We start from the raw sequence: 12273 nt of genomic DNA on the forward strand, positions 1-12273 counted from the left end.
CGCCCTGCCTATCGCAAGGCGTCCAGTTCATTAAGGCGCACCTGCAGCATCCTCTCCAATTCAAGCATGCATTTTTCCAGGGTCTTGATGCCGGTTTCGATCCTCGGCCGATCTTCACCTTGCGCGCAGGCGTGCTCCAGCGCTTCACATTCGCCGGCCAGCGCAGCGGCCTGCACGATGCGCGCAGCTCCCTTGATCTTGTGGGCCTGGTCAATGATGGCCTGGGGCGATGCCTGTTGCGCCAACATGGCGGTCAGTTCCTGACGGTCATTACGGCTGCTGTTAAGCAATTCCTCGAGCAGGCGGCGACTCAGCTGTGGGTCGCCGCCCGTAAGCGCCTCCAGGCTGCTGAGGTCGAGCCTCACACCGCCGGGTTGCTGGCCGATCTGCGCCAGTTGCCGCTCCAGCACCGTCAGGCTGATTGGCTTGAACAGGCAGTCGTTCATGCCCGCTTGCGCGCAGCGCAGTTTCTCTTCCGGCTGAGCATTGGCGGTGAAGCCCAGCACGACGCAGGCCGGCAGCTGTTCGCGCTGTTCATACTCACGGATCGAGCGGGTCAATTCGTAGCCGTTCATGATCGGCATGTTGCAGTCGGCGATGACCAGGTCGAAGCGTTCCTGACGCCATGCCTTGAAGCCGGCGGCACCGTGCTGGGCTGCGGTGAACTGATGCCCCAGGTAACCCAGTTGCTGACACATCAGCAGGCGGTTCGCGGGATGGTCATCCACCACCAATACGTTGAGCACCGGCGCAAACGCCGGGGGCGCGGGTTTGAGTTCTCCCACGGGCTGGACCGGCTGCAGGCGGGGCATTGTCAAGTTGACATGCACTTGGGTGCCCACCATCGGCACACTGCTCAGGCTCAGTTGCCCGCCCATCATCGCGCACAGGCTTCGGCAGATCACCAGCCCCAGGCCGGCGCCGCTTCTGGCCAGGTGCCCGGAGTTGTCGGCCTGGGCAAACGGCTCGAACAGGCGCAGTTGGTCGTCGCGACTGATACCGATGCCGGTGTCCTCGACCACCAGTTTCATTTCGACCTGCTGCGGTTGATCGGTGGGTTGCACGTCCACCTTGATGTGCACCCGCCCGCGCTCGGTGAACTTGATCGCATTGCTCACCAGGTTGGACAGCACCTGTTTGAAGCGTAACGGGTCGATCAGCACCTCGGTGTCATCCTGCTCGGGCTTGAACTCCAGCAGCAGGCTGAGGGTTTTCTGCCGTGCCAGGCCGTCGAACACGCGCACCACCGATTCGATGACTTCCCGCAGGTTCACGCGTTCCGGCGCCAGGCTCAAACGGCCGGACTCGATGCGCGCGATGTCCAGAATATCGCCGATCAATTCCAGCAGGTCTTTGGCCGAGTTGTAGGCCACTTCGATCGCGGGGCGGTCGAGATGACCCTGGTCAGCCCGCTTGAGGGTCAACTCCAGCATGCCGATCACGGCATTCATCGGCGTGCGGATTTCATGGCTCATGGTGGCAAGGAAGGTGCTTTTGGCCCGGTTCGCTTCATCGGCGCGTTCCTTGGCGGCGCGCAACTCGTCGAACAGCTGGCGCCGCTCACTGATGTCGATCCAGCCCCCGATGATGCCCTGGACTTCACCGACGGAGTCACGGTAAGGAAGAATCCAGTGATAGATCGTCAGTTTTTTTCCGTGCAGGTGCAGGGTGCGGTCGAGAATCAGTGGGTTGCCTTGCGCCACGACTTGCTGGTAGTCCGCGTGGTATTGCGCGGCTTCCGATTCCCGGGCCATGTCCATCTGGATCACGCTCTTGCCGATCACGTCTTCACGCTTGACGTCGAAGACCTGCAAGTAACTGTCATTACAGGTTTGCAACAGGCCGTTTCGATCACGCACATAGATCGGGTGCGGGGTTTCGTTGACCAATGCGCGCATGAACTCAAACTGATCGTTAAGGGCGCGCTCGGCCATTTTTCGATGTTTGATCTGGCGGCGCATGTGGGCGTTCCAGGTCAGTGAAATCAGCAGCAACAGCCCGGTGCCGACGATGATTTGCGCGATCAACTGGTGGTAATTGCGCCAGTAACTGTCGGGGGCGGCGGTGTAGCCTCGCCAGCGACTGTTGATCACGCCCATTTCGTCTGGAGCAATGCTCAGCAGGGCCTTGTCCAGGATTGAACTCAATTCGACGGCGCGGCGAGGTGTTGCCAGGGCGAACGTGGCGGGGAGGGTGCCAATACTGGTGCTGATCTGCAGTTTGTCCTGGAAAACCTGGGAGGACAGGAAGTAGTTGGCGATCACCAGCGAGTTGACGGCACCTTCCACATTGCCTTGGGCCAGCATTTCGGATGCCTTGAAGGTGTCGCTGACCTCCACCAGGCGAATCTGCGGGAAGTCCTGCGTGAGGATTTTTTCCAAGGGGTTGCCCACGGTGATCGCCAGGCGCTTGCCTGCCATCTGCTCCAGGTTCGAGGGCGCGCCGGGCTCTTTGCGGGTCAGCAGGACGTAGGAGTTTTCCAGGTAAGGGCGACTGAAGCTCAGCGAAGCCTCCCTTTCAACGCTGGGGACAATGGCCCCGATGATATCGGCTTTACCGGTGGTGACCTGCTCGATCATCGCGTTGACTTCGCGACTGCGCAGGATCTTGAAACGTAACCCGGTGCGCAGGCGTATCAGTTCCAGCAAGTCTGCGGTGATGCCGCGAAAATTGCCTTCGGCGTCGAAAAACGTCAGCGGTGCGAAGGTCTCATTGACGACGACTGTCACCACCGGATGGTCTTTGAGCCAACGCTCTTCGCGCTGGGTCAGCTGCAGTTTCTTGTCGGTCAGCAAGATATCGCTGCCGGCGCTCCAGCGCTTGGCGATACTGTCGCGTTCATTGATGGGGATGGCGGCCAGCACCGAATCGACGATGCTCAGCAAAGTGCGCTGTTCCTGGCGCAGCGCAAAGCTGAAGCCGTAGGCTTCATGCTTGCCGAAGTTGGCCATGCGGATGTTTTTCAGGTAGCCCTTGTTGATCATGTAATGGGTGGAAATGGTGTCGCCCAAAAACACGTCGGCCTGGTCGAACGCCACCGCATTCAACGCGTTTTGGTACGAGGGGTAGGCGCGGATGTTGGCCTTTGGATACAGCTTCTGCACTTCGCTCAACGGCAGGTAGTGGTAGACCAGGCTCAAGCGCAGTCCGGCCAGCCCATTGCCCAGGTTGTAGGTTTCACCCTCACGGGTCACCAGCACGGGTTGGTCCACCGCGTATGGCTGCGACAGGATGAGATTCGGGTTGGCGGCTTCAAAGCCGTTGGAGGAGCCCAACAAGTCAATTTCGCCCGTTTCAAGCGCGTGGATCGAGGCTTCTCGGGTGGGGTAGCGCACCACCTTCACGGGCAATGCCAGGGCTTGGGCCAACAGCCCTGCGTAGTCGGCGGTCAGGCCCTCGTAGTCGCGGCCGCTGGAGGTCAGGTCGAAGGGCGGGTAGTCCGGAGCCGAAGTGCCGAGCACCAACTCGCGTTTGTTCTGTAACCACTGGCGCTGGGCCTTGTCCAGTTGAACATCCAGTTGTACCGCACTTGCACGGCTCAACAGCGTGAAGTGTTCCGGGCCGGGAGCGGGGTCCGCAGGCACCGTCGTGCTGAAACACACACCGGCGATTAATATAATCAAATAGTCCTTTATACGGCTGGGCATCCGCTTTCTCACACTAGCGCGTTTCGTTTTGCCATCTCGATAAGTTCTACCAAGGACTTGGCTTTAAGTTTTTGCATCAGCCTTTTTTTGTAAGTGCTTACTGTTTTGTTACTTAAAAACATGCCTTTGGCGATTTCCTTATTGGTACGGCCTTGTGCGAAAAGTTGTAAGACCATCAGTTCCCGATCGTTCACTGTTTTAAACAGTTCAAGTTCCAGCGTGTCTGTGCCGTCTGCATTACCATTGAGCGCCTGGCTGGGAAAATAGTTGTAGCCCGACAATACGGCGCGGATCGCACTCAGCAGTTCGCTCAGGTCGCCTTCCTTGCACACATAGCCATCCGCGCCCGAGCGCATGCAGCGCGTGGCAAACAGCGTCGGGCTCTGGGCGGTCAGAATCAGGGTTTTCATCGATGTGTTCATGGCGTTGAATCGGCACAGCACTTCGAGGCCGTCAAGTTTGGGAATGCTGATATCCAGAATGATCAAGTCCGGCAGGCATTCGCGAACCATTTGTATCGCATCACAACCGTTGTCCGTTTCACCGACGACTTTATAACCCTCATGTTCCAGCAACATGCGGATCGCCAGCCTGATAACGGGGTGGTCATCAATGATAAAAACCGTGTTCATAATCACATTCCATGCAAGTGCAAATAAAGCGGGCACATTAGCTCAGAAGAAGAGGGAGGAGCATGAACCATGGTGGGAACAGGTATAAAACAGGAGAATTCCTACATGAAAAAAGGTAGTTGCCTACCAGTTGTTAAGGCTTTGTGACGCTGGATGTAAGCAAGTTTTAAATCAGTGCGGTCATTGGCAGTGCCAGCGATTCAGCGCTTGGTTCAGGTATGTTTTCGTAGGGGGGCAGAGTTTAAAGTCCTACATTTATAATCGGACCAGAGGGGCAATCAATTTTTCGAGTTCGTCTTTATTCAGCGGTTTGGATAAATAACCAAGCAGCGGCAAACCACGCTGCAGGGCTTGGGTGGTCAGGTTGAACAGTTCCGAGGAAGGCAGCCCGCTCAGCAGAATGGCGCCGGTTATAAAGTGTTGGCGACTGGCGATTTCCACCAGCTCCAGGCCGAGTAAATCAGGCAGGCATTGGTCGCACAGCATCAGGTCAAATGGCCTTTTGGACTCAGACATCGCGCGGATCGCCTGTTCGGCATTTTCTGCCAGAGTCAGGTGGTCGAAGCCGAAGGTGTTAAGCAGGCACTGGGTGGCCAGAAGCTGAAAGGGGTGATCCTCCACCAATAGGATTCGAAGAGGGTGTCTGGGCATAGGGGCACACGGGTCAGTCAAGCGTCGATGGGGTGGCGCGTAGGAATTGCTCGCCAGGTCCGCCAGAAGCGGGCGTGATTATTCCTTGAATGAGTGTACGAATTCGATCAGGCAGCTCTGTTCCCTTCGTAGGCAGATTCTGTTCGGGGAACAGGCGGCGTGATCGAAAGCGTCATTGTGGGCTCGAACGCCCGGTCATCTCCCGTGCCATCTCGGTGGCGTAGCTGTCGGTCATGCCGGCAATAAAGTCGATCATGCGCATGAACGAGGCGTGCAACGGCCACGCCGGGTCCGGTGCGCTGTTGCCGAGCAGGTCGAGGATGCGCCGGTTCTTGAACGACGGCGTGCGCCCGCCATGTTGCTCCAGCGCGGCACCGCAAAACGCATTCAAGAGGATTTCGAGGGTGGTGTAGGCACCGATTTCATGCAGGGTCTTGCGCTTGTCCTGGAAGATTTTCTTGCGGGCCATGTCCTTGGCATCCAGCACGCAACGCTTGGCGGGGCCATGCATGTGCTCCACCAGATCGCCCGGCAGTGTGCCGGCCAGCAACGCATCCTGCTGTTCCACGAAAGCCCGGGCAGCGGCATTGGTCAGGTGCTCGATGGCCTTGCCGCGCAAAATCGCCAGCTTGCGCCGGCGCGAGTCTTGCGCGCCCAGTTGTCGATAAGTCTGGGGCAGGTCGTCACCGACCAGGTCGAGCAACAACGACTCGACCTCGGCGTATTCGAGCAACTCCATTTCCAGGCCGTCTTCGAGATCGATCAGGGCGTAGCAGATATCGTCTGCCGCCTCCATCAGGTACACCAGTGGATGACGGGCCCAGCGTTGTTCTTCCAGTTGCGGCAGGCCGAGCCTGTGAGCGATCTGCTCAAGAATCGGCAGCTCGCTCTGGTAACAGCCGAACTTATGCTTCTTGTAGCCCAGCGAGTCGGCGTGGCGGGCGGTCCACGGGTATTTCAGGTAGGTGCCCAGGGTGGCATAGGTCAGGCGAGTGCCGCCGTCGAACTGGTGGTACTCAAGCTGGGTCAGCACCCGAAAACCCTGGGCGTTGCCTTCGAAATTGAGGAAGTCATTGCGCTCGGCGCTGCTCATGTCGTCCAGCCAGCCGCGTCCGGCCGCCTGTTGGAACCAGTGGCGGATGGCATCTTCGCCGGAATGCCCGAATGGCGGGTTGCCGATGTCATGGGCCAGGCAAGCCGATTGCACGACCATGCCCAGATCGCTGGGGTCGCACCAGTCGGGCAGGGCGCTGCGCAGGGTTTCGCCCACGCGCATGCCGAGGGATCGGCCGACGCAGCTGACTTCCAGGGAGTGGGTCAGGCGCGTATGAATATGATCGTTGCTGGACACCGGGTGCACTTGGGTCTTGCGGCCCAGGCGGCGGAAGGCGCCGGAGAAAATAATACGGTCATGGTCTTTGTGAAACGGGCTGCGGCCGAGTTCTTCCGGGCTGTGCAGAGGCTTTCCAAGACGTTCGCGGGTAAGCAGGGTGGGCCAATCCAAGGCGGGTACTCTCCGTGCGGTGAATGACCCTCCCAGCTTCCCGGTTCAGCTGCACCGGGGCAAGCGAAAATCTACAAGCCGGCCGCGTCTATATCGATTAACAGCAAACGCTGACCGTTATCGAAGAATTGTCCGGCGGTCAGGCAATACTGATTGGTGGTGGCGTCGCGGTAAGTCTGGGAGAGGGTCAGGCGTCGCTCCTCCCAGCCTTCGGCCAGCAGGTGATAGAAGTAGGGGCGCCACGACCAGTTATGCCCCAGGTAGCGGCTGTCGGCCTGCCAGGCGTCCTGGCGCCATTCGAAGTTGGGCGTCAGCTGGGTGCCATGCCGGTCGCACTGATAAAAGCGCAGCAGCCAGGGGAAATCCGGCAATTGAGGTAACTGTTCCAGCGGTGCCTGGCCCTGTGCCCAGTTCTGCAGGATCAGCATCAGCTGGGCCAGTTGCAGGCGCAACTGCATGATGCGGCCGCGTTCAGCCAGTTTTTGCTGCACGTAAACCGTGCGCAGCCGGGCAAACTGCGGCACGAAGGCATCGGTGGCAAACCAGTCGAGTTGCGCTTGGGCAAACAGGTAACCCTGTACGTACCGCGCGCCGCATTCCAGGGCGAAGCTCAGCTGCGCCTCGGTTTCCACGCCTTCGGCGATGATCCAGCAGCCCGTCTTTTCGGCCATTTGCGCCAGCGCACGCACGACCTCACTGCTTGGTCCGCCCTTGGCGGCTTCCTGGAACAGGCGCATGTCCAGCTTGAGGATATCCGGCTGCAGCGCGAGCACGCGGTCAAGCTGGGAGTAGCCGGCACCGAAGTCATCGATGGCAATGCGTGCACCGGCCTCACGATAGCGCGCCACCACCTCGGCCAGACGCTGGATGTCACCGCCCAGTTCGGTGATCTCGAACACAATGCGCTGCGGATCGACGCCATGCGCATGCACCTGCTTCAGGCTGGGCAAGGCTTGGCCGGGGCGCAGACGGTTGATCCAGCGGGGCGAGATGTTCAGGCTCAGAAACCAGTCTGCAGGCGCTTCATGCAGGCGGCTCAAGGCATTGTCGCGGATCTGCCGGTCGAGGCGGCGCAAGGCCACGCCTGGCGTGCGCGGGTCGGCAAACAGCGGGCCGACTGACAGCAAGCGGCCATCAGCCTGGCGCAGACGGCCGAGTGCCTCGACGCCGGCGATGCGCCCGGTGGCAGTGTCGATGAATGGCTGGAAACAGGCGAGCGGTTGCCCGTCGATCACGGGGCCTCCTTAAGAGAGCTGGCGAAAAAAGGCCCGGCCCTCAGTAGCGAGGGCCGGGCCGATTCTGTTTGCAAGAATGCAGCCAGTCGCGATTAACCCTTGCGCCCTGCCATGGCCAATTTGATCAACGGGATCAAACCGGCGCCCAGCCGCACCAGGCGCGTCACGCTGCTGATACTGCCGGCCTTGGCGCCCTTGCCGGTAAAAAAGCCCATCAGCGTCACTGCAGCCACGCCCCACAGCGGCGCATGCTTGATGCCCAGGCTGTCCTGCCAGTTATGGCGCAGGTCACGCACTTTGTTCAGCGGGACCATCAGTTGCTGAGACTCATGGCGGATTTCCTGACGGTGCATTTCCATGCGCAGGCGGATCAACGCCTTGCGCATTTCCCGGCGGGAGGTGTTTTGCGGGATTTCAGTCATGCTCATGGCAGCAGGCGCTCCCGATCATTGGCCAGCTCTTCGAGGGTGGCGTGGAAGGGCGTGGATTCATCGAATATTGCCGCTTTCAAGCGCACTCCGCAAAATGCTGCGGCCAGGCTGTAGAACACGCAGAGGCTGATAATCCCGGTGAGACGGTAAGTGTCCCAGACCAGAATCATCACCAGCGCCGATAACCCCACCAGCAGCAGCAGGGCAAATACCAGCGCCAGGCCTGCAAACAGCAGCAAGCTGACCGTGCGGGATTTCTGCTCCTGCAACTCGATGCCAAACAATTCGACGTGGCTGTGCAGCAAGCCCAGAACGGCCGCGCCCAGGCGTCGGGAAGTGGAGCTTGAGCTCGTGGACGAGCCGGATTCGCCGATAGACATGGTATTAGCGCCTTGTAGCCAGCAGACCGATCAGAAAGCCAACGCCGGCGGCAATGCCGACTGACTGCCAAGGGTTGGCTTGCACGTAATCTTCGGTGGCGGTGACAGCCGCCTGGCCGCGTTCACGCAGGGAATCTTCGGTCAGTTGCAGGGTTTCGCGGGCCTTGAGCAGGCTGTCGTGGATCTTCGTGCGCAGCTCGTCGGCCTGGTCGCCGGCCAATACTGCGGTGTCGTCCAGCAACCTTTCAGTGTCACTGACCAAGGTTTGAAAATCCGCCATCAGTATTTCTTGAGCAGTCTTTGCAGTTCTTCGGGCCATGGTTATCTCCGTGATTGGCTGATCTGTGCGTCTGGTGCGTTACGTTTGTTTTCGAGTCACCGGTAACGGTGAAGGTTCACTGCAATTGTCTGGTACAGCTTTTGCTTTGCCTTGGTGCGCCTGCTCCAGGGTATGCGCTGAATCCGGGCGACCCGAGGCTAATGCCTTGAAAAACCTTACCCTAAATCAACAAAACCCGCGGAAAAACCCTGTCGGCAACGGCCTGTTGTGTTGATCGCTGCGCTAAAGCGGTTCACACCTTCTGCACAGAGGTGGGACCGTTGGTGCCAATTTAGTGCGCGACACCCTGGCTTGAACCGCTTTGGTGCTTTTTGCCTTTAATACAGGCCTGCCAACCTCCATGGAAAATATGCAAAGTGCGGTGGACACGCTTGTTCACAGCTCCAACACCCTGTTCATCCTGATCGGTGCGGTCATGGTTTTGGCCATGCATGCCGGCTTCGCGTTCCTGGAAGTCGGTACCGTGCGCCAGAAAAACCAGGTGAATGCCCTGTCGAAGATCCTCAGCGATTTCGCTATCTCTACCCTGGCCTATTTCTTTATAGGCTATTGGATCTCCTACGGCGTGACCTTCATGCAACCGGCGGCGGTGATCAGCGCCGATCATGGCTACGGCCTGGTGAAGTTTTTCTTCCTGCTGACGTTTGCAGCGGCGATTCCGGCGATTATTTCCGGGGGTATTGCCGAGCGCGCCAGGTTCGCTCCGCAGCTGTGTGCCACCGCGCTGATCGTGGCGTTTATCTACCCGTTTTTCGAAGGCATGGTGTGGAACGGCAACTTCGGCCTGCAAGCCTGGCTGCTGGCAACCTTTGGTGCCAGCTTTCACGATTTTGCCGGTTCCGTGGTGGTGCATGCCATGGGCGGCTGGCTGGCGCTGGCGGCGGTGCTGCTGCTGGGACCGCGCAATGGTCGATACCGGGAAGGGCGCTTGGTGGCCTTTGCGCCGTCGAGCATTCCGTTCCTGGCGCTGGGCTCGTGGATCCTGATTGTCGGCTGGTTCGGCTTTAACGTGATGAGCGCGCAGACTCTCAATGGCGTCAGCGGTTTGGTCGCCGTGAACTCGTTGATGGCCATGGTCGGCGGCACCGTTGCCGCGTTGGTGATTGGCCGCAATGACCCAGGTTTCCTGCATAACGGCCCGTTGGCCGGGCTGGTGGCGATCTGCGCCGGTTCCGACCTGATGCACCCGGTGGGCGCGCTGGTCACCGGTGCGGTGGCCGGTGGATTGTTTGTGTGGTTCTTCATCGCGGCCCAGGATCGCTGGAAGATCGACGATGTGCTGGGTGTATGGCCGCTGCATGGATTGTGCGGCGTGTGGGGCGGCATAGCGTGCGGCATCTTTGGCCAGACGGCCCTTGGCGGCCTGGGCGGCGTGAGCCTGATCAGCCAGTTGATCGGCACGGCACTGGGCGTGGCGGTGGCGCTGATCGGCGGGCTGTTGGTGTACGGCGTGATCAAGCGCGTGCACGGGCTGCGCCTGAGCCAGGAGCAGGAGTACTACGGCGCGGACCTGTCGATCCACAAGATTGGGGCGGTCAGTCAGGATTGAGCGGTTTTTCGGTCTGCGCATCAAAGCCGTGCAATAGGCGATAACGGTCATGGCGCACCTCATCCACCCGCGCCTGCACCTGGTGGTCCGGCAGGCCCAGCAGGATCAAGGCGTGGGAGGCGAGCATCAGGCTCGATTCCAGTAGCTCGGGCACCACTTCGCTGGCGCCCGCAGCTTTCAACTCGGCCAGTTGGCTGTCATCGCGCGTGCGCACCAGCACGGGGACGTGCGGGTTGATCCTCCTGGCTTCTTTCAGGACGGTCAGGGCCACATCGCTGTTATCCACGGCAATCACCACCAGCCGCGCGCGCTCCAGGCCGACCGCACTGAGCAGCGCCCCACGGCGGCAGTCGCCGTAATGCACGCTGCTGTCTTCGGTGGCGGCCTCTTTCACGCGCTCGGGGTCGTCATCCAGGGCGATGAACGCCTGATGTTCCCGGCGCAAAAAGCGCCCGATGGATTGCCCGACGCGGCCATACCCGCAAATCACCGCGTGGCCATGTAAGTCGGCATTGAGCGCGGTGATTTCCTCCAGTTGCACCTGCTGGTTGGGCTTGCGGTGCAGGCGCAGGGCGACGCCCGGTGCGGCGCGCAGCAACAGCGGGGTCAGCAGCATCGAGCAAAAGGTGGCGGCCAGCAGCAAACCGTTGAATTCGTCCGGAATCAGCCGACTCTGCTGCATCTGCGCCATCAACGCGAAGCAGAATTCGCCGCCTTGCGCCAGGGCAAGGCCGCTGCGCCATGCGGTTTCACCGTCGCTGCCGCGCAGCTTGACCAGGGCTGCCACCACACAGCCCTTGATCAGCATCAGCGCGAGGGTCAGGCCGAGGATCAGCAGGCTGTGGCTGACGAACAGCTGCAGGTCGATAAGCATGCCGATGCTGACGAAAAACAGCCCAAGCAGAATGTCGCGAAATGGCCGTATGTCCGCTTCAATCTGATGCCGGTAATGGCTTTCCCCCAACAGCATGCCCGCCAGAAAAGCCCCGAGGGCAGGGGAGAGGCCGAGCAAATGCGTGAGCCAGGCGGTGAGCAAGACGATCACCAGCGCCAACAGCACAAACAATTCAGCCGAATGGGACGCGGCAACTTCGTGGAACAGGCGGGGCAGCAACCAACGACTGGCGAACAGCAAGCCGACGAACAACAGCACGGTTTTGCTCAGCGTCAGCGGCAGCGCCCAATACCAGGCGTGTTCGCTGCTGCCGGCAAACACCGGCACCAACGTGAGCAGCAACACCGCCACCACATCCTGGAACAGCAATACGCCAATCGCGTTCTGGCCGTGGCTGCTGAAGATTTCCCCCAGGCTGCTCAGCTCCTTGCTGACAATCGCGGTGGAGGACAATGCCAGCCCCGCGCCGAGCATCAGCGCGACGCTTGGCGGCAGACCGAAGCCCATCAACAGCCCTCCCAGCAAGGCTGCACACCCCAGCACCTGCAAACTGCCCAAGCCAAACACCACGCTGCGCAGGGCAAGCATCTTGGTCAGGGAAAACTCCAACCCCAAAGAAAACAGCAGGAACACCACCCCCAGTTCGGCAAGGTCGGGCAGCTCTTCGCTGTCATTCACCCAGTCCAGAGCGGTGGGCCCCAACGCCAGGCCCACGCACAGGTAACCCAGCACGGGCGGCAATTGCAGGCGGCGAAACAGCGCTATCACCACCAGGGATGAGGCCAGAATGATCAGCAGATTGGCAAACACAGGCGGCTTCCTTGCAGGTTGAGCGGACAAAAAGGCGCGAGAATCGCTGAATCAGTTATAGGCCATGGTGATCTGGGTCAGGCTTTCTATGCCAAGCGGGCGAGTTGTGGCCAGCGGGCCTGTCGTGGTGAGCGGGCTTGCTGTGGCGAGCGGGCTTGCCCCGCGTTGGGGCGCGAAGCGCCCCTGAAGCCTGCCTACG

General features: G+C 60.2%; 10 protein-coding genes. 1 reads left to right on the forward strand and 9 read right to left on the reverse strand.

The features are described from left to right. Window positions 1-8: 8 nt before the first annotated feature. The 8 genes from C4J83_RS09000 to C4J83_RS09035 all read right to left on the reverse strand — a co-directional run bounded on the left by C4J83_RS09000 (window position 9) and on the right by C4J83_RS09035 (window position 8799). Window positions 9-3647, reverse strand: a complete 3639-nt coding sequence (locus tag C4J83_RS09000; protein WP_124416823.1) for a transporter substrate-binding domain-containing protein — start codon at window positions 3645-3647, stop codon at window positions 9-11. Between the two features lie 8 nt (window positions 3648-3655). Further along, window positions 3656-4279: a response regulator transcription factor gene (locus C4J83_RS09005; RefSeq protein ID WP_106576804.1), complete on the reverse strand. Its 624-nt coding sequence runs from the start codon at window positions 4277-4279 to the stop codon at window positions 3656-3658. A 255-nt stretch (window positions 4280-4534) separates the two neighbouring features. After that, window positions 4535-4930 (reverse strand): response regulator, encoded by a 396-nt coding sequence (locus C4J83_RS09010; protein ID WP_124416824.1) that lies wholly within the window; start codon window positions 4928-4930, stop codon window positions 4535-4537. Between the two features lie 172 nt (window positions 4931-5102). Next, window positions 5103-6434, reverse strand: a complete 1332-nt coding sequence (locus tag C4J83_RS09015; RefSeq protein ID WP_106576802.1) for a deoxyguanosinetriphosphate triphosphohydrolase — start codon at window positions 6432-6434, stop codon at window positions 5103-5105. Between the two features lie 71 nt (window positions 6435-6505). Then, window positions 6506-7669, reverse strand: coding sequence for an EAL domain-containing protein (locus tag C4J83_RS09020; RefSeq protein ID WP_124416825.1), 1164 nt, complete (start codon window positions 7667-7669; stop codon window positions 6506-6508). 92 nt (window positions 7670-7761) lie between these two features. Beyond that, on the reverse strand, window positions 7762-8097 hold the full coding sequence (locus tag C4J83_RS09025; protein ID WP_106576800.1) for a hypothetical protein: 336 nt from the start codon (window positions 8095-8097) through the stop codon (window positions 7762-7764). Beyond that, window positions 8094-8480, reverse strand: coding sequence for a phage holin family protein (locus tag C4J83_RS09030; RefSeq protein ID WP_064451560.1), 387 nt, complete (start codon window positions 8478-8480; stop codon window positions 8094-8096). Before C4J83_RS09030 ends, C4J83_RS09025 begins: the two co-directional genes overlap by 4 nt. Before the next feature lie 4 nt (window positions 8481-8484). Further along, on the reverse strand, window positions 8485-8799 hold the full coding sequence (locus C4J83_RS09035; RefSeq protein ID WP_106576799.1) for an ElaB/YgaM/YqjD family protein: 315 nt from the start codon (window positions 8797-8799) through the stop codon (window positions 8485-8487). A gap of 361 nt (window positions 8800-9160) precedes the next feature. Between C4J83_RS09035 and C4J83_RS09040 the strand changes: the two genes are divergently transcribed. Continuing rightward, window positions 9161-10369, forward strand: a complete 1209-nt coding sequence (locus C4J83_RS09040) for an ammonium transporter (RefSeq protein WP_124416826.1) — start codon at window positions 9161-9163, stop codon at window positions 10367-10369. Here the strand turns inward: C4J83_RS09040 and C4J83_RS09045 are convergent. Continuing rightward, the gene (locus C4J83_RS09045; protein WP_124416827.1) at window positions 10356-12074 is read right to left on the reverse strand and encodes a cation:proton antiporter; all 1719 of its coding nucleotides are present in this window, start codon (window positions 12072-12074) and stop codon (window positions 10356-10358) included. The genes C4J83_RS09040 and C4J83_RS09045 overlap by 14 nt on opposite strands. Between the last annotated feature and the right edge of the window lie 199 nt (window positions 12075-12273).

The sequence above is a fragment of the Pseudomonas sp. LBUM920 genome, from assembly GCF_003852315.1.
Classification (GTDB): domain Bacteria; phylum Pseudomonadota; class Gammaproteobacteria; order Pseudomonadales; family Pseudomonadaceae; genus Aquipseudomonas.

What these genes read in the sequence shown, in the direction of transcription:
- C4J83_RS09000 (WP_124416823.1), bottom strand. Translation starts at nt 3,647, where the DNA reads ATGCCCAGCCGTATAAAGGACTATTTGATTATATTAATCGCCGGTGTG.
- C4J83_RS09005 (WP_106576804.1), bottom strand. Translation starts at nt 4,279, where the DNA reads ATGAACACGGTTTTTATCATTGATGACCACCCCGTTATCAGGCTGGCG.
- C4J83_RS09010 (WP_124416824.1), bottom strand. Translation starts at nt 4,930, where the DNA reads ATGCCCAGACACCCTCTTCGAATCCTATTGGTGGAGGATCACCCCTTT.
- C4J83_RS09025 (WP_106576800.1), bottom strand. Translation starts at nt 8,097, where the DNA reads ATGAGCATGACTGAAATCCCGCAAAACACCTCCCGCCGGGAAATGCGC.
- C4J83_RS09030 (WP_064451560.1), bottom strand. Translation starts at nt 8,480, where the DNA reads ATGTCTATCGGCGAATCCGGCTCGTCCACGAGCTCAAGCTCCACTTCC.
- C4J83_RS09035 (WP_106576799.1), bottom strand. Translation starts at nt 8,799, where the DNA reads ATGGCCCGAAGAACTGCAAAGACTGCTCAAGAAATACTGATGGCGGAT.
- C4J83_RS09040 (WP_124416826.1), top strand. Translation starts at nt 9,161, where the DNA reads ATGGAAAATATGCAAAGTGCGGTGGACACGCTTGTTCACAGCTCCAAC.